General features: G+C 56.7%; 17 protein-coding genes. 6 read left to right on the forward strand and 11 right to left on the reverse strand.

Features of this window, described 5'->3' with window-relative positions; genetic code table 11:
- The first annotated feature begins 476 nt into the window (after positions 1–476).
- Positions 477–1,634 (forward strand): glutamate--cysteine ligase, encoded by a 1,158-nt coding sequence (locus FB556_RS12575; protein WP_141868246.1) that lies wholly within the window; start codon positions 477–479, stop codon positions 1,632–1,634.
- Between the two features lie 11 nt (positions 1,635–1,645).
- On the opposite strand, the gene FB556_RS12580 is transcribed toward FB556_RS12575, so the two are convergent.
- The 9 genes from FB556_RS12580 to rarD all read right to left on the reverse strand — a co-directional run bounded on the left by FB556_RS12580 (position 1,646) and on the right by rarD (position 9,959).
- The gene (locus tag FB556_RS12580) at positions 1,646–3,070 is read right to left on the reverse strand and encodes a sodium/glutamate symporter (protein WP_141868248.1); all 1,425 of its coding nucleotides are present in this window, start codon (positions 3,068–3,070) and stop codon (positions 1,646–1,648) included.
- Between the two features lie 120 nt (positions 3,071–3,190).
- The gene (gene tsaD / locus FB556_RS12585) at positions 3,191–4,264 is read right to left on the reverse strand and encodes a tRNA (adenosine(37)-N6)-threonylcarbamoyltransferase complex transferase subunit TsaD (RefSeq protein ID WP_141868250.1); all 1,074 of its coding nucleotides are present in this window, start codon (positions 4,262–4,264) and stop codon (positions 3,191–3,193) included.
- Position 4,265: 1 nt separating this feature from the next.
- Positions 4,266–4,790: a GNAT family N-acetyltransferase gene (locus FB556_RS12590; RefSeq protein ID WP_141868252.1), complete on the reverse strand. Its 525-nt coding sequence runs from the start codon at positions 4,788–4,790 to the stop codon at positions 4,266–4,268.
- The gene (gene tsaB / locus FB556_RS12595; protein WP_141868254.1) at positions 4,787–5,461 is read right to left on the reverse strand and encodes a tRNA (adenosine(37)-N6)-threonylcarbamoyltransferase complex dimerization subunit type 1 TsaB; all 675 of its coding nucleotides are present in this window, start codon (positions 5,459–5,461) and stop codon (positions 4,787–4,789) included. Before tsaB ends, FB556_RS12590 begins: the two co-directional genes overlap by 4 nt.
- On the reverse strand, positions 5,458–5,958 hold the full coding sequence (gene tsaE / locus FB556_RS12600; protein ID WP_246057480.1) for a tRNA (adenosine(37)-N6)-threonylcarbamoyltransferase complex ATPase subunit type 1 TsaE: 501 nt from the start codon (positions 5,956–5,958) through the stop codon (positions 5,458–5,460). The genes tsaB and tsaE overlap by 4 nt, the downstream gene beginning before the upstream one ends.
- Before the next feature lie 2 nt (positions 5,959–5,960).
- Positions 5,961–7,112, reverse strand: a complete 1,152-nt coding sequence (alr, locus tag FB556_RS12605; RefSeq protein WP_141868259.1) for an alanine racemase — start codon at positions 7,110–7,112, stop codon at positions 5,961–5,963.
- Between the two features lie 11 nt (positions 7,113–7,123).
- On the reverse strand, positions 7,124–8,620 hold the full coding sequence (locus tag FB556_RS12610; RefSeq protein WP_141868260.1) for a bifunctional ADP-dependent NAD(P)H-hydrate dehydratase/NAD(P)H-hydrate epimerase: 1,497 nt from the start codon (positions 8,618–8,620) through the stop codon (positions 7,124–7,126).
- Positions 8,620–8,970, reverse strand: coding sequence for a holo-ACP synthase (locus FB556_RS12615; protein ID WP_141868262.1), 351 nt, complete (start codon positions 8,968–8,970; stop codon positions 8,620–8,622). The genes FB556_RS12610 and FB556_RS12615 overlap by 1 nt, the downstream gene beginning before the upstream one ends.
- On the reverse strand, positions 8,967–9,959 hold the full coding sequence (gene rarD / locus FB556_RS12620) for an EamA family transporter RarD (RefSeq protein ID WP_141868264.1): 993 nt from the start codon (positions 9,957–9,959) through the stop codon (positions 8,967–8,969). Before rarD ends, FB556_RS12615 begins: the two co-directional genes overlap by 4 nt.
- 82 nt (positions 9,960–10,041) lie before the next feature.
- On the opposite strand from rarD, the gene coaA reads away from it, so the two are divergent.
- From coaA to mscL, 3 genes are read left to right on the forward strand one after another with little or no spacing between them, the layout of a single operon-like run.
- On the forward strand, positions 10,042–11,118 hold the full coding sequence (coaA, locus tag FB556_RS12625; protein WP_141868266.1) for a type I pantothenate kinase: 1,077 nt from the start codon (positions 10,042–10,044) through the stop codon (positions 11,116–11,118).
- Between the two features lie 2 nt (positions 11,119–11,120).
- Positions 11,121–12,161 carry a D-alanyl-D-alanine carboxypeptidase family protein gene (locus FB556_RS12630; RefSeq protein ID WP_141868267.1) on the forward strand — a complete coding sequence of 347 codons (1,041 nt, stop codon included), beginning with the start codon at positions 11,121–11,123 and terminating at the stop codon, positions 12,159–12,161.
- A 58-nt stretch (positions 12,162–12,219) separates the two neighbouring features.
- Entirely contained in the window at positions 12,220–12,609 is a 390-nt protein-coding gene (mscL, locus tag FB556_RS12635; protein ID WP_141868269.1) for a large conductance mechanosensitive channel protein MscL, read from the forward strand.
- 65 nt (positions 12,610–12,674) lie between these two features.
- Here mscL and FB556_RS12640 read toward each other — a convergent pair whose 3' ends face one another.
- Both FB556_RS12640 and glmM read right to left on the reverse strand, forming a co-directional pair.
- Positions 12,675–12,962, reverse strand: a complete 288-nt coding sequence (locus FB556_RS12640) for a hypothetical protein (RefSeq protein ID WP_141868271.1) — start codon at positions 12,960–12,962, stop codon at positions 12,675–12,677.
- Complete coding sequence (gene glmM / locus FB556_RS12645) at positions 12,959–14,302, reverse strand: phosphoglucosamine mutase (protein ID WP_141868273.1); 1,344 nt, start codon at positions 14,300–14,302, stop codon at positions 12,959–12,961. Before glmM ends, FB556_RS12640 begins: the two co-directional genes overlap by 4 nt.
- A 689-nt stretch (positions 14,303–14,991) precedes the next feature.
- Between glmM and FB556_RS12650 the strand changes: the two genes are divergently transcribed.
- Positions 14,992–16,452 (forward strand): ABC transporter substrate-binding protein/permease, encoded by a 1,461-nt coding sequence (locus tag FB556_RS12650; protein WP_141868275.1) that lies wholly within the window; start codon positions 14,992–14,994, stop codon positions 16,450–16,452.
- Positions 16,452–17,228: an amino acid ABC transporter ATP-binding protein gene (locus tag FB556_RS12655; RefSeq protein WP_141868277.1), complete on the forward strand. Its 777-nt coding sequence runs from the start codon at positions 16,452–16,454 to the stop codon at positions 17,226–17,228. Before FB556_RS12650 ends, FB556_RS12655 begins: the two co-directional genes overlap by 1 nt.
- Positions 17,229–17,259: the final 31 nt, after the last annotated feature.

Here is a 17,259-nt window from a genome sequence, read left to right on the forward strand (position 1 = left end):
GTTCAGTCTCCAAATGACAGAGTAAATAACAGATTAGCACTCTTATGAACTTAGGTATGCCTAAGCTAACGTTAGATCACTTTACTAAGCCTGCATCAATTAGCGCAAGGTAGCCTGATGTTATTCAGGTCACATCGTCTTGGTGTGAGCCCTGATCGAGACAACTCCGGGGTGACTAGGCCTTATAACGCCAGTTTGTTTATATGGCCTAGAGGTTGAGGCTTGTCACGGTATCGACGTGGCAAAAAGTTGCGTCCAGTTCTCTGAAAGAAACGGGCCACTCTTCTTCTCGCCCGAGACGCTCAGCCGGTTTGCAGTGCCTCGTTAAGTCGGCAAAGCATTTCAGCACGGGACCAGTCAGCTAAGAGCCCAGGAAAATATCATGTAACACGGAGCAGACTTTCGACATCCGACAGCACTGCCATGTCGTAGCGCCCGGTACGATTGATAGAAAGATACAGCAGAAAGGCTTCAAGGTGCGCTTGGATTTTGCAACGTCTGCCCAATCGACGGTCGGCATCGAATGGGAACTTGGACTTGTCGATTCGTCTACCGGGCAATTGCGCCCTGTTGGCCAGGACATTCTGGCCGAACTTCAAGTCCCTTCTGAAGAACCTTTCCAAATTGTCGGCGAGTTTATGCTCAACACTTTGGAATTGGTCACCGGAGTCTGCCAATCCGTAGACGAAGGTTTAGATCAACTCGCCAGCGCTGGACGATATGTCCTCGAACTCATCGCGGGTGAGGAGCTGACCTTGTTTTCGCAAGGTACCCATCCTTTTGCCCATCCCTTCGCAGAGCGTATTTCATCGGGTTCTCGCTACCAAAAGCTACTTGACCGCACCCAATATTGGGGACAGCAAATGCTGATCTATGGGGTTCATGCACATATCGGGTTGGATCATGTCAATAAAGCGATGCCCGCGTTGAACCATCTCATCAAGTATTATCCGCACATGCTGGCACTGAGCGCGTCGAGTCCGTACTGGGTCGGGTATGACACCGGTTATGCTTCCCAGCGCACCCTGCTATTTCAGCAGTTGCCGACAAGCGGGCTGCCGTTTCAATTCCATCAGTGGTCCGATTATGAGCGTGTCGTCGAGGATTTGCACACCGTGGGGATGGTCGATGATGTCACGGAGATCCGATGGGATATCCGCCCCGTTCCACGTTTTGGCACGGTAGAACAGCGCGTGTGTGATGGCGTGTCTACTCTCCAGCAAGTCGGCGCTATCACGGCCCTCACGCAGTGTTTAGTTCACGAAGTCGTCGGCGGCGACGTCGATGCGCTGGAACACGTCGATATCTTGCAGCCCTGGTATGTGCAGGAAAATAAATGGCGCGCTGCCCGATATGGCCTTGATACGATCGCCATAATCGACTCTGATGGCACAGAAATGCTCGTCACTGACCACCTGGAACAGGTATTGAACCGGATCGAGCCCATTGCGCAGCGATTAGGATGCGCCAACGAACTCCAGTGGGTCGAAGACATGATGCGGGCCAATAATTCAGCAACCAAACAGCGTGCTCAGACACACTCAAAGTTCGGTGATAAATTATCTCAAGAGCAGCTCACAAGCGTGGTCTTAGGTTCTGCCGCAGAAACCGTAGAGTCCCTCCGTACCTGGTAGCGCCTAAGGCGTTAGGCGCTACCTTCTACAACGAATGTGGATCGCTTGCCAAAGTAGAAGAACCCACTGATCAACGATAAGACGAGTAACACCGCCATGACGATCAAGAGTGGATACGGACCCAGTTGCGCGATGAATGGGATGGCCGCGGCGGTCACCAATCCCCCACCAAAAAAGGGTTCGAAGACTAGCTGCTTGTAGCCAAATGATTCATAGGCCGGGCTTTCCTGTTTTGGATCTGCCATGCGCAGAAGGAGCAACCCGGTAGCCGTCACACCCATGGACTGGCCAAAGTCAGCGATGCCTCGTTCGAACCAGAAGCTTTGGATAAACCGGGGAGCCAGGGCGAACAGCACGAAGACATTCCACAGGATCCCGGCGGCCGCAAGAATCACAAACGGACCGAGGTTATTTGCGATCGCGTCGATCGACAGGGTCGCCATCGCTGCAATGATCAACGTATCCAGGGCGAGACCCTGAATGCGTTCCATGGTGCCGCGGTCAATGAGTGGTGCCAGGCCAGTCTTATCAGCGATCAGCTGCAGGATCACGCCACCGAGCATGGCCAGTGGGAACAACGGAACGTATGCAAAAATCTCAATGATGTCGGCCCACAGCCACTGCTCGAGCGCCTGTAAAGCCGACAGCATCCCCTGTCCGATAAGGATCGCTAGAGCGATGATGCCGATGTGCATTGTCAGGGTATCGAGTGATTCGGAGCGGATCGTCTGAAGCCCACCAGACGGCAAATCTCGACGATACAGACCAGCTGCGATCTCTGGGTCTCGGTTCGCTTTGACATCCAAAGTTTTTGAATGGCCTCGACGAGCCGCCCAGTTGACCGCGATGACACCGATGATCACACCCGAAAGGATCCCCACGGTGGCCATCGCTAAGGCTAGATCGCCGCCTTCTTCAAACCCCATTTCGGTCATGACAGGAGCCATGCCAGCGGCCGTCCCGTGTCCGCCTTCGAAACCGATTTCGATCAGCGCACCGAACATTGGAGTCACATTGAACACTGGAACCAGGATGAGGACGGCCAGCAGCATGCCGATGACGTACTGGCCGGCGGCAAATGTGACACCTAGCGACAACTGGGGGCCCAGCAGCTTCACAGCGCGTTTCGGGGACGGGATGGGTGAGCCGAGGAATAATGCTGCGAATACTACGCTGATGAGTAAGCCCGGTAGTTCAGACCAGACGGACAAAACCTCTGAGCCGAAAATGCCGCCTTCGACAAGTGGGTCCCACCCTAGCCATCCGGCGACTCGTCCGAGAACCTGTGGCCCTAGGATCAGGGCGATGAAGCCTGCAATGAGCGAGACTGGCAGAAAGAGATTCTGGGCGGTCTTGCTGCGGACGCGAACCAGAATACCAATCAGTGCCAGAATCCCCAGGAGGAGGAGAGCGAGGGCAACCGTAGCTGGTGACAATGACGACCCTTTCATCATGGCAAAGCGTGCACGCCGCTGACAAGTACGTTTATGAGATCTACCAGTTCATACTACGTGCTGCAATGCTTGAAGGTCGTGCTTATGGCCAACGGGCGTCGGTTAGACGCTGACACGTTGCACTGCTTGCGTCGGGTCTGCTGAGAATGTGAGGTCGGAAGGAGCCACACCATCGGCAACGAGTTGGGCGCCCAGTGCTGCGACCATGGCACCGTTATCGGTACACAGATTCATCGGCGGGATGGTCAATCCGATGCCCGCTGCTTGGGTCCGTTCGGTCAGCAGCTGGCGCAGCCGAGAGTTGGCTGCTACTCCCCCGCCTAACAAGATATGGTCGATCCCGTGTTCCGTTGCTGCAAGGACTGCTTTGTGGGTGATGACATCGGCCACGGCTTCTTGGAAGGAAGCGGCGATGTCGTTGGCCGGGACTTCCATGTCGCGTAGGGCAAATTGTTCCACTGCCCGTGACACTGCGGTCTTCAACCCAGAAAACGACCAGTTATACCGATCTTTGGCAGGCTCTTGCGCGCTCCCCATGTTTTTAGGTGCGGTGAGCCCGCGCGGGAATGTGAAAGCTTTCGGATCCCCGTCATGTGCCATCTTATCGATGATCGGACCGCCAGGATACCCAGCCCCGATCAGGCGCGCGACTTTATCGTAAGCTTCACCTGCCGCGTCATCGATGGTGGAACCCAGCAGTTCGACATCCGAAGTCAACGAATTGATCTTCAGCATTTCGGTGTGGCCCCCGGAGACCAGTAGTGCTCCGAGTTGATGGACGTTGTGCAGATCTGCGCCCACGTTGTCGAGGAAGCCGACTCCGATGTGGGCGATGAGGTGGTTGATACCGTATAACGGTTTGCCGGTGGCAACTGCGAGCGCTTTGGCTCCGGCTACTCCCACCATGAGGGCTCCGGCTAGGCCGGGGCCTGCGGTAACGGCGATCGCATCGACGTCGTCGAGGGTGATGTGTGCTTCGGCCAGTGCGGCATTCAGCACCGGGAGGAATTCGGTGACGTGCGCGCGGGCGGCGATTTCAGGGATGACTCCGCCGAAGGCGACGTGTTCGTCCATGGATGAGGCGACCTGGTGAGCCAGCAGTCTGGTACCGGAGACAATGCCGATGCCGGTTTCATCGCATGAGGTTTCAATCCCTAGAACGATCGGGGATGCCATGTTACTCCTTGGTCTGCTGATCGATGGATGCTTCTGATCCGCGCAGGGGTTTGCGCATAACCCACGCGTCGATGCCGCCAGGATAATACTTGGGCCGGGTGTGGATATGAGTGAATCCGTTGTCGGCATAAAGCTGCTGAGCGGTGCGGTTGTCGGCCCGGACTTCTAACAGCATGTCCTGGGCTCCCAGGGTGACGGCTGTGCGGATGCACCAGAGCAGCAAGGCTGCGCCCAGTTTTTTGCCGGTGTGGTCTGGGTGGACGCCGATCGTGGTGATGTCGGCAAAAGGTGGCCCGTACATGACCCCGGCGAAACCGACGATTTGCCCACGGTAGGTGACCACCTGGTAGAAGCTGTGCGCGTTAATGGCGACCGAGGCCTGGTATTCGGCTTCAAAGAGCTCCAATGACCAGGCATCTGGGCCAAAGATTAACGCATCCAAGGCGGTGATTTCGGTGAGGTCTTCGGCGGTCCAGGCACGCTGGGCGTATCCGGGAGGCAGCTGCAGGGGCGCGGGTGGGTTCATTTGCGCAGTTGCTTCGGGATTTGAGCGTCGTGGCCGCGCAGGTAGTGCGGTTCAACCGGCTGCAAACCGCGACCTCGGCGTAGCGCGAGAGTGCCGTAGGCTGCGATGTCTGCGGCGTCGGGCACCGCGTCGGCAAATTCGGACATACCAAAAAGGTGTTGCGGATACAGACCAGCGCCGGCACCGTAAACGGGCAGCTCGGTGACCTCGGCCGGGTCGGTGACAAAGGGCCAGTGGAGGCGCTGGGGTTGGCCGCCGATGTTGTCGTAGTGGGCCCAGTAAACCTCTTTGCGTCGCGCATCCGTGGCCACGATGAACTCATTAACCCCGGTGCGAAAGGCTTCGGGGGCTACTCGGTAGGCCAGCCCGTCGAGGCTGAGCACCCCGTAGGCCGGTATGTTCCAGGTGTGAGCCAGCGTTTGGGCGGTGACGATGCCGGCGCGCAGCCCGGTGAAAGGGCCGGGTCCGACACCAACAAAGATCCCGTCGAGCATTTCGGGTGCAGTCGGATCAAGCCCGGCCTCGGTGAGCACCTCTTTGATGAATCCAGCCAGAACTTCCGAGTGATTTCGCTGAGAGTCGGTGGCTCGGTGGGCTACGATCTCGTCATCCCGAGCGATGGCTGCCGAAGCGGTGGCGGAAGTGTCAAGCGCTAAGAAGATATGGCTCATGTCAACTGGATTCCTTCCCAGCGCTGGCCGTGACCGGTGATGATCGCGGTGCGGGGTTCTTCGACTTCGTCGTCGGAAAAATCGGTGATCAGCTCATCGCTGGTGGCTCCGCGGCGAATCAGCTCAATATCCAGGTAGGCATCGGTGAGCGCTTCGGCGGTGCCGCGACCCCATTCCACCACGACCACCGAATCATCCAGCCAGGATTCCAGATCTAGGCTGGCCAGTTCATCAGCACTGGTGATCCGGTAGGCATCGACGTGGACCAAGTTGAGACCGTCACCCGGATGCTTGTGGTGGCGGGCCAGCACGAAGGTCGGTGAGGTAATGGACGCGGTGATCCCCAGGGCACTGGCCAGCCCCTGGGTGAACGTGGTTTTCCCAGCTCCCAGTTCGCCAGTGAGAATCATGACGTCGCCTGCATGCAACTGGTGAGCAACAGAACGTGCCAGGCGGTGGGTGGCGGCCACGTCTGTAAGTTCAATTTCTGTGCGCACGGCTACACCCACTGCTTGTGTATGCGAGGTACCCGGCAGCCGATTCGGGTTACGAGTTCGTAGTTGATCGTGCCGGCTGCGATGGCCCAGGCATCAGAGGAAATCCCAGATTTTTGCCCGAACAACTCGACTTCGGTCCCAACCGGTGCGGTGGCTTCGTCATTACGATCGGTTTGTAGATCCACGACGAATTGGTCCATGGCAATAGTGCCGGCGACCCGGTAGAACTTACCGTCGATCCATACCGGTGCGCCGATCGCGGTGCGGGGCACCCCGTCGGCATACCCGGCGGGAATCAGCGCGAGCCGGGTGGGTAGTTCGCAACGATAAGCGTAGCCATAAGATACGCCGGTGCCGATATCGGCGGGCTTATTATTGGCCACGGTGGTGCCAAAGCTCATGACCGGTCGCAACCCGAGATCTTCGGCGGTGCGATCGGCAAAGGGGCTCAGCCCGTAGATCGCGACCCCGGCCCGGACCATGTCTAGGTGTGTATCGGGCCGTGCCAGCAGCGCCGGGGAGTTTGCCACGTGACGTACATCGACGGTGAGTCCGTGTTTACGCGCGGTTTCTACGGCCGCATGGTAGAGGCGCAACTGGATATCGACATCCGTATCGCCGTCTGGATCATCGGCGTTAGCAAAGTGTGTGAACACCCCCACAACGCGTACGATGCCGGCCTGCTGGAGTTCAGAGGCACGTTTACATAGATCATCCCAGATCTCCGGGACCGCCCCATTGCGGGACAGGCCGGTGTCAATTTTCAGGTGCACGCGAGCGGGTAGATCGGCGTTTCGCGCGGCCTCAGCCACCGCATCGAGCTCTGGGCCCGACACTCCGATGTCAATATTGTGTTCGATCGCGGCTCGAAATGGGGTTCTGATCGTATGCAACCAGGCCAACAGCGGAGCGGTGATCCCGGCTTCGCGCAGCTTCAGGGCCTCGGTCACGTGCGCGGTCCCCAACCAGGTCGCACCGGCGGCCACCGCGGTTTGGGCGACTTCCACGGCACCGTGACCATAGCCATCAGCTTTGACCACGGCCATCACCTGAGCGGGCTTAACCCACTGGGCGATGGTGTGAATATTATGCGCCAACGCTGAATGATCGATGGTCACCCAGCGTTCCGGTTCGGTTGTCCAACATGTAGCCATAGTGACGTTTATTATTCCAGACTCTGCTGTTTTGCTTGACGAATGTAGTGCTCCAGCGTGCTCACGACGACGCCGCCGTCGGCTGCGGCCAGTTCACCGGCCATTGAGTGTAGCCGTACTCCGGCGCTCAGGGTACTAAAGAGACGTTGCATAAAGCCCTCGGCGGATGGCTTGAGGCGCGACAGCCCGGCGCCCAGAATGCCAGCTAGTGTGTCGCCGGTTCCAGCGGTGGCAAGTTCTGCGGTGCGTGCCGGGTGCAGACTGCGCAAACCGGTGGGCGAAAACACGTAGGTGGTGGCCGACTTCAACACCACCCAGACCCCAAAGCGTTTCGCACATGCCGCGGCCTGCTCTACGACCGGCAGTGCGACAAGATCCGGGGCAAGTCGTGTGGTCAGCCGCTGCATCTCCCCCACGTGCGGTGTCAGGACCAGTGCGGGCAGTGCTGCATCGAAGACCCGGGGCTCCAGCACATCCAGACCCGAGGCATCCACGAGCGCGGGGATCTGCAGCCGGATCGCGGCTTGTAGCGCGGAACGGGTAGCGTCTTGAGCGCGCATCGTCGCACCGAGCCCCGGACCAATAACGACTGCTGTGGCTTTATCAGTCACTTGGTCGGTAACTACCGCCTGCGGGGTCGTGGCCAGGACTTTATCGGCAACCGTTTTTCCGCGCGGCGGTTCGGCAACCAAACTGAGATACCCGACCCCGGTAGCGGTGGCAGCATTGACTACTAACACCGCAGCCCCGGGGTATTCGGCAGACCCCGCGACCACGCTGAGCACGCCGTGCGAGTATTTATGCGCATCCCAGGCGGGTGGCCCATATGCTGCAACAACGTCATGCTCCTCGGCAAGCCACCACGGCTGGTCAAGCGCTGTCAGTTCGTCGTTAATCCCGATGTCGACCACGCGTATCGTCCCACTGTGCTGGCGACCAGCGTCGGCCAATAACCCGACCTTTGGACCGGCAAACGTCACGGTGAGGTCAGCGGCAAGTGCTCTACCCGGGATCACACCGGTGTCAGCCAGGACACCGGAAGGAATATCACAGGCAATGACTGCCGCGGAGTCGGGAAGATGAAGATTGTGAGCCATCAGGTACTGGGGTAGATCAAAGCTACCGCGAAATCCGGTCCCGAAGACGCCGTCGATCACCGCAGCGGTATCGGTTGGTACCCGTTCGACGAAGCGACCACCTGCACGGTGAAATGCTGCCAGACCTTCTGGGTGCAGGTCACAGGGCGCCGAGTTGGTTGGGATGGCAGCGATCGCTGCACCACGTTTGGCAAGAAAGCTCAACGCCCAGAGGGTATCGCCGCCGTTATTGCCTTTGCCGATCAACCCGATAACGCGACTGCCGTAGGTTTGGCCGCGGGTGTTGAGCAGCTCGAGGGTGTGGTGGGCTAGTCCCCAGGCCGCGCGGCGCATCAGGACGGGTCCGTCACCGACGTCCAGGTGCGATTGCTCGGCTGCGCGAATCTGGGTCCCGGTATAGCAGCGGCGCATTAGCCCTCGGCAACAACCATCGCGGTTGCCCAACCACCATCGTGAGACAGCGACAGGTGCCAGCGTCGCACACCTTTGGCCTCGGCTATATCAGCAACGGTGCCGGTGACCACCACGTATGGAACACCGGAGGGTTCACGGCCGATCTGACAGTGCTGCCAGTTCATACCGGCAGGTGCGGATAGGGCTTTGGCAACGGCCTCCTTGGCAGCAAACCGTGCTGCCAAGGATTGCAGGCTGAGTTCGCGTTCAGCGGGGGTAAACAGACGCTCCCGAAGCTTCGGAGTCCGTTCGAGCTGTCGCTCAAAGCGCGCAATGTCAACCATGTCCACACCTATGCCAATGATCATGCTGTGTAGTCTACCGGTTCTTCTGGGGCAGTTTGCGATGTTGTGGTTCGTAACTTCGGATTCTTTGCGATTTGTCGTAGGGCATCCCCAATGAGAATAATGACGGCGACCCAGACCAAAATAAAGCCGACCCAACGGCCCGTTGACATGGCCTCTTGAAAAACAAAGTACCCAAAAATGAACTGGGCGATTGGTGCGATGTATTGGAACATTCCCACCGTGGACAGTGGTAAGCGGGCAGCCGCCCCGGCGAAGAGCACCAGTGGGATCACCGTGACGAGCCCCACCACTGGCAGCGTGAGACTCTGGACGGTATCGAAGTTCTCAAAGACCCCGATGCCTCCGGCCGTACCCAACAATCCCATCGAAGCAAGGACCAACCATAGGCTCGAAGGCACCGTTAACCACATGGTTTCCACGGTCAGGCCGGTCAGCGAATCAACCGATGGGCCAGTCTTATTCTTCACCAAGCCATAAAAGGCAAACGACAAGGCCAGTGTCAACGAAATCCAGGGCAAACGCCCGTACTCTACGGTCAAGAGGATAACGGCAAGCAGTGAAACGATCACGGCTGCCCACTGCAGGGGGCGCAAACGTTCTTTGAGGATCACCACGCCCAACACGATCGTCATGACCGGGTTAATAAAATACCCCAGGGAGGCTTCCAATACACGGTTGGTGGCGACCGCGTAAATATATACGGCCCAGTTGATGACGATCAGATGCCCAGCCAAGATGAGTAACAGGTGATCGCGTCGGGTTTTCAGCGCGATGCCCAAACGTTTCCATGCTCCGCGCATACAGGAGATCGCGACGAGGGTGACCAACAGGGCTAGCACGACTCGCCAAGCCAGTAGATCAATCGGATGTGCTGTCATGTAGTAGGTGAATACAATGGGCAGCACGCCCCATAAAAAATATGCCAGGAACGCTTGGAGATATCCGCTGTTGCGTTGAGTCGTTCTCGACTGCTGCTGAAGGTGCGCCACCAAGTTTCCTTATCTCGAATTCTGCTATATACCCTTGCCAATAGCTAAGCTGGATACCAATAATTGTCTACTATCTGGCTTGATGAGTCATAATGATGAGGTGAATTTCCACATTCGTGATGCGACCAGCCCTCATCCCGGGACCCCAGATTCACCGAACACTCCGGTGAGCCCGGTCACCGAGCCCATCAATTTCGTGGGTTCACCGCCGGTCGAGCCACAGCAGTCTTACTCGCCGTTTATTGAACTTGACCGCGCTACGTGGTCAAGACTAGCCCACGAGCTAGAACAGCCTTTCGATCAGTCTGATGTCGAACGACTGCGTGGTCTTGGCGATCAATTGTCACTCACCGAGGTCGCTGAAGTATATCTTCCCTTGTCACGCCTGTTGAGTATCTATGTAGAGGCTTCCGCGAAACTTCGGGAGGCGTCCAATAAATTCCTTGGTGAAACCACGCGTCGCACACCGTTTGTTATTGGCGTTGCGGGATCAGTGGCCGTTGGCAAATCCACGATCGCCCGTGTCCTGCAAGAGATGCTGCGCCGCTGGCCGAACACACCGAGAGTCGAACTCGTGACGACCGATGGTTTCCTCTACCCCAACGCTGAACTTCGTCGTCGCGGCCTCATGGAGCGCAAGGGCTTCCCGGAATCATTTGACCGACGCCGACTGCTGCGTTTTGTCTCGGATGTCAAAGCCGGCGTCCCCGAAGTCCGCGCACCAATGTATTCACACCTCACCTATGACATCGTGCCGAACCAACAGATTGTCGTGCGTCGTCCTGACGTGTTGATTGTCGAAGGGCTCAACGTGTTGGCTCCACCGCGGCCGCGGTCCGATGGAACCTCGGGGCTATCGGTGTCGGATTTCTTTGACTATTCCATCTATGTGGATGCACCACACGAAGCCGTGCGGAGCTGGTATGTCAAACGCTTCATGAAACTGCGCTCGGGCGCGTTCGCAGACCCGGAATCGTATTTCCACCGGTATGCGGCTCTGACCGATACCGAGGCCATTAAAACCGCCACCGGTATTTGGGATCGGATCAATGGACCCAACCTCATCCAGAACGTCCTCCCCACTCGGGGCAGAGCTAAACTAGTATTGACAAAGAACGCCGACCATTACGTCAGACGCGTCCTGATGAGGAAAATCTAACCATGCCCCGTAACACCACTGTGACCATTACCGCAGCAGCGGTCACATTGGCCTGTCTCGGGGCAAGTATCTATGCCTCCCCGCCGGTGGTTGCCGAAACCATGGGACGCCAAGTGCAGGAATTTTCTCCGCTCAAACCAGAGACGTACCCCGTTGCGACCAACGTTCAAGACGACGTCGAACCGCCGCTGGCACAAGATCGCGACCAGTCGATTGCCGCAACTGCTGACCCCGGTGACGATCCAGCACCACAAACTTCAGAATCTGTCCCCCGGCATATCGATGAAATCACACTTACCCCGGTCACCGCAGACGATAAGGTGACAAATCCCCGAAGCAGGCGATCGTCCACGGCAAGCCCACACAAGCCGTCGGAAGCTGAAGTTACCCCGCCCGAGTCGGCTTCGGACGCCTCGACCGAAGAGCCTGCTCAAACCGAATCCCATATTCCAGAAGATCTCGACTCGCCGGATTCGCTCACGGTCATCGTCAACAAACAGCGCCACCTACCCGCAGACTACGAGCCGACTGATCTGGTGGAACTATCCGCTGAGTTCAGTTCTGGCTCACAGTTACTCCGTCAAGAAGCGGCTGAGGCAGCACACGCGATGTTTGAAGCCGCCCAGCAAGATGGCATCAGCCTCACAGCCATCTCGGCGTATCGTTCATATGACTACCAAGTCGAATTGTATGACACTTACGTGCGCCAGTATGGCGCCGCTACAACGAACCATATGTCGGCACGACCGGGATATTCTGAACACCAAACCGGACTTTCGCTTGACGTTGATACTCCAGATGGCCAGCACACCTTGAAACAAAGTTTCGGCGACACGGCTGCGGGTCAGTGGGTCGCTGAACACGCCCCGGACTTTGGATTTGTTATTCGATATCCCGAAGACGAACACGATTACACCGGATTCCAATACGAGCCCTGGCATTTGCGGTACTTCGGGGAACAATATGCACAGCATATTGCTGAGCACTCTGGCGTAGCGGAACGAGAATTCGCATTAGATCCTGCACCGGATTACCAAGACTAGTCCTGTCACAATGAGTATTGCATGCTCTTATGGCAGGTCTGACTTTATACTGTGAATCATGCTCAAAGGATTTAGAGACTTCTTAGCGCAGGGTAACGTGATGGACCTTGCCGTTGCCGTGATTATTGGGGCCGCTTTCACGCAGGTCGTTACCGCCCTGACCGACTCGGTACTCATGCCGCTGATTTCTGCGCTCGTGGGTTCACCAAACTTCGATGATTTCGCCAAAGTAACCCTCAACGGTAATGAAATCGCATTCGGGGTCCTGCTCACTGCGATGGTGAACTTCTTATTCGTGGCAGCTGCCGTCTATTTCTTCATCGTGACACCAATGAACAAACTCATCGCTCTGCGGAAGCGCGAAGAAGAAGACGCAGAAGAAACTCCAGAGGACATCGCCCTACTGCGTGAAATCCGCGATGCGCTGACCAGGAATCCCCGCATCTAGCTTCCCACACCAGAAAAACACGGCATCATCCGACAGCTTCCTTGAATGGACATCGCACTGAGCGCTTAGAAATTCGGAATGCACGGCATCCAATTGTATTGCGGATTCTCACAATCAGGGACAGCCATCAGCCCGATGGCCAGGGCTGTGGCCACAACACCCGCAAGCAGGAGAATGCCAAAAACCAGGAGCCGTCGTGCCGCAAGGTTCTTTGGCGGATCCGCGGAAACATCGCGCGGGTCCTGGCCTGCTAGAACATTTGCTTCCCGGTGGAACTCGTCAACATCGCGGCGAAAGTATCCTTCGGCCGCGCGTCGTTCCTCCTCGGTCGGCTGTTCGTCTGGTGTGGTCACAGCGCCAGGTTTTCTGACACGACATCCGCTAGACGTTGTGCGTGGCTTTCTGCGGTGTCCTTATCGGCGGCTTCTACCATGACGCGTACCACCGGTTCGGTGCCGGATGGTCGTAATAAGACGCGTCCCGTTTCACCAAGCTGGGTTTCGACCTGCGCAACGGCGTCGGCGACGACCCCGTTTTTGCTGACACCATCTCGATCCACGTCTTTGACGTTGATCAGTACCTGCGGCAGTCGTGTCATCACAGTCGACATTTCGGCCAGTGTCTTGGTGGTTTCTTTCAATCGCGCGGCAAGGTGTAGCCCGGTGAGGATACCGTCGCCGGTCGTGGCCCAGTCTGCGAAGATAATGTGGCCGGATTGCTCACCACCCAGCGAGTAGGCTTTTTCGTGCATGGCTTCCAGCACATACCGGTCCCCTACTTTGGTCTCGACCACGTTGATGCCGTGATCTTGCATGGCCAGTTTCAACCCGAGGTTACTCATGACGGTGACAACCAACGTGTCGTCTTTCAGTTTGCCCTGTTCCTTGAGCGCCAGGGCCATAATCGCCATGATCTGGTCCCCGTCCACGATCCTGCCTTTATGGTCAACGGCTAAGAAGCGGTCAGCATCCCCATCCAGTGCTACCCCAAGATCAGCACCGTGTTCGAGTACAGCGGCCTGCAAGTTTTCCATGTGGGTGGAACCGTAGTTTTGGTTAATGTTCAGACCATCTGGGTCCGCGCCGATCAACGCTACCTCGGCACCGGCATCCGTAAAGACCTGCGGTGCCACGGCAGAGCCTGCACCGTGGGCGGCATCGATGACAACCTTCATACCGTCCAGACGGTTGGGTAGAGATTTCAACAGGTGAATAACATATCGATCTTCGGCATCCGAGAACCGGCGAACACGACCCACTTCCGCGCCGATAGGACGCAATGGTGGTTGGCCCAGTTGAGCCTCTATGCGTGCTTCCTGCGCGTCGGTAAGCTTATCGCCACCGCGGGCGAGGAATTTAATCCCGTTATCGGGGGCTGGGTTGTGCGATGCAGAAATCATCACACCGAAATCGGCGTTGATGTCGTCAACCAAGTAGGCAGCCGCGGGGGTAGGCATGACACCAGCGTCGTACACGTCGACGCCGGAAGAGGCGAGACCTGCAGAGACTGCTGCAGCAATAAATTCTGAGGAGATCCGTGGGTCTCGGGCTACGACTGCCTTCGGGCGTGCTCCGTTGGAGTTCTCAAACCCCAGGACCACTGCCCCAGCTTGGGCGAGTTCAAGTGCGAGTTCGACGGTAATTTTTTCGTTGGCTATGCCTCGAACACCGTCAGTACCAAATAATTGTGACATTGTTACCAATTCTGTGTGACCGGCGAACCACCCCGATACGTGCCGGGATGATTCAGTTATAGATCTTATCGAATCAGCGGGAAGCTACCGCCAAAGTCGTCGCCATACTCCCTCAACATAGACGCCGAGTCACAATTGCATGATCCCGACAGACGTGCCAAGAAAGTGTTCCTACCAGCGTAAAGCACTTTGTTCTCCACACGGTGCATTGCTTCAATGTGTGCCCGAGCCTTTTCTCGTCAGCACACGATAGTTCGTGGCCACTACGGGGCAAAAGTAGAGAAAGCGGCACATGTGATCGAGAGGTTCATTCGGTCCATCACCGTCGAGTCGCGCGCACGGATCAATATTTATCGAACCAGGATCTCTCGACACTTCGCCTGATGTCATCGGCGGGTTACCCTGGTTGAGAAATACCGCACGATGCCGCACTCAGACCCGAATTCCGTACATTATCGGCATCTTTGGCATCGGTAGTCATGGGGCAAAGAAGCCGCAGGGAGCGTCTTCCAGCTGAGAGTGTATCCCTTGGCTGTCGCAGCATGAAGATGGTCGGCTACTGCCCCTCTGAGGGTGATATTGCTGGCAGGCCTGTGATCTAGGCAACTATTCACCATCAAAAGTGGTACAACTGTACCGTGCATACATTAGCTTTGATTTCGTAGGTGATGAGGTATGGGAGTAATGAGATGAGGCAGGGCAAAACCTTTTTGTCATTCGTCTTCGCTGGGCTCATTGCACTCTTGAGTTTCTTCATGGCACCGGCTGCCCTAGCCGATAATGCCGCAGAGACTGAAGGTGGCGACCCGGAAGGCGAGGTATACGTCATCGGTACAGACACGACGTTTGCACCGTTTGAATTTCGCGATCCTGCAGGCGAACTGGTGGGAATCGACATTGACCTGATGAAAGCCATTGCCGAGGACCAGGGCTTCCGGGTCGAATTCCGATCGATGGGGTTCAATGCTGCGCTGCAAGCATTGAGCGCTAACCAAGTAGACGGAGTCATCGCCGGGGCAGGGATTACGGAAGAGCGTCAAGAGGTCTATGACTTCTCCGATCCATACTTCACCGGTGAATTGACGATCGCGGCCGTCGAGGGTTCTGGCATTTCTGGGTGGGGAGATCTTGAGGGTGAATCAGTTGCCGTCAAGACGGGCTCGCTCTCTGAAGAGTGGGCTCGCGAAATGCAACAGGACCACGACTTCGAAATCAATGCCCTGGATCAAACAACGACCATGGTGGAATCGGTCAAGTCCGGCCACGACAAGGCCCTCGTTGATGACCTGCCGATCATCGCCTATGGAATCCAACAAGGTTCCGGTCTGGAATTAGTATCAGAGCCTGAGCCAACCGGTGACTACGGGTTTATGGTGAACAAGGGTGAGAACCAAGAGCTCTTAGCCATGTTCAACGAGGGGCTCAACAACCTGCAGGAGTCCGGTGAATATCAAGAGATCCTTGATCATTACATCGGCGGGGAGTCCGGCCCGGATCCATCGACTTTCTTAGGCCTGTTGGCTACCTCAATTCCGGCATTGATGGTCGGGCTACGAAATACGCTGCTCATCACTGGCATCTCGTTTGCGATCGCCATGGCACTGGGCTTGATGTTTGGTTTCATGAAACTCTCGTCGAATATTATTCTGCGCGGGATTGCCACCACCTTCATCGCCATCTTTCGTGGGACCCCGGTTCTTGTATGGGCGTTCTTTTTCTACTTTGGTTTGCCGCAAGTGCTCGGAACGCCGATTTCCATTTGGGTCGCCGGTGCACTGACGCTATCACTGAACGGGGCGGCGTATATTGCTGAAATCGTTCGAGGATCTGTACAGTCCGTAGATCCTGGGCAGGCCGAAGCCGCCCGTTCTCTGGCGCTGACGCAGGGACAGTCGATGCGCAAAGTGGTGCTGCCGCAGGCGTTCAAGATGATGACTCCTTCATTGATCAACCAACTGGTGATCATGCTCAAAGACTCCTCATTGTTGCTGGCCATTGGCTTTGGCGAGCTGCTCTACCAGGCGCAGCAGATCTATGCGGCCAACTTCCGCACGACCGAGGTGTTGCTCATTGTCGCTGCGATCTATTTTGTAGCAATCTGGTTGCTCACCGGTCTGGCGAACTACGCGGATAGAAGGGTAAATAAGTAATGCCAAATCCAAAAACTTCTACCATCCCATTAGTGACTGATGACGAGACGAACGTGATCCGCATTGAGAATCTGCGGAAATCGTTCGGCGACCACGAGGTACTCAAAGGGGTCAACGCCAACGTCAAAACGGGCGAAGTCGTCTGTATCATCGGCCCCTCGGGATCTGGAAAATCCACGTTGCTACGCTGCATCAATGGCCTCGAAACAATTACTTCGGGCGATATCTGGCTGGGTGGGTTCAGCCTGGCAGATAACAATGTCGATCTGAATGAGGTGCGCAAGCATGTGGGGATGGTGTTTCAGCATTTCAACTTATTCCCCAATATGACGGTGTTGGAAAACATCACACTGGCGCCCACTCAGGTGAAAAAATATTCCCAGGACCGGGCGCAGCAAGAGGCCCGGGAACTATTGCATCGCGTGGGGCTAGAAGATAAAGCCGATGCCCGGCCGGACTCACTGTCCGGAGGGCAGAAGCAACGTGTTGCCATCGCCAGAGCCCTGGCGATGAAACCAGAAATCATGCTCTTTGATGAGGCGACCTCTGCCTTGGACCCCGAAATGGTAGGTGAAGTTCTTGGTGTCATCCGTAGCCTCGCCGAAGAAGGTATGACGATGGTGTTAGTGACCCACGAAATGGGCTTCGCCCGTGAGGTCGCCGACCGGGTGGCTTTCATTGATTCCGGCGTGATCCAAGAACACGGTTCGCCGGAACAAATTTTTGGCAACCCCACCTCGGATCGGCTCAAAGATTTCCTGTCGAAAGTCCTCTAACCCAGTCCAATCACGAGCCTCGCGGGGTATA

Source organism: Enteractinococcus coprophilus, from assembly GCF_006716305.1.
GTDB classification, from domain to species: Bacteria; Actinomycetota; Actinomycetes; order Actinomycetales; family Micrococcaceae; genus Yaniella; species Yaniella coprophila.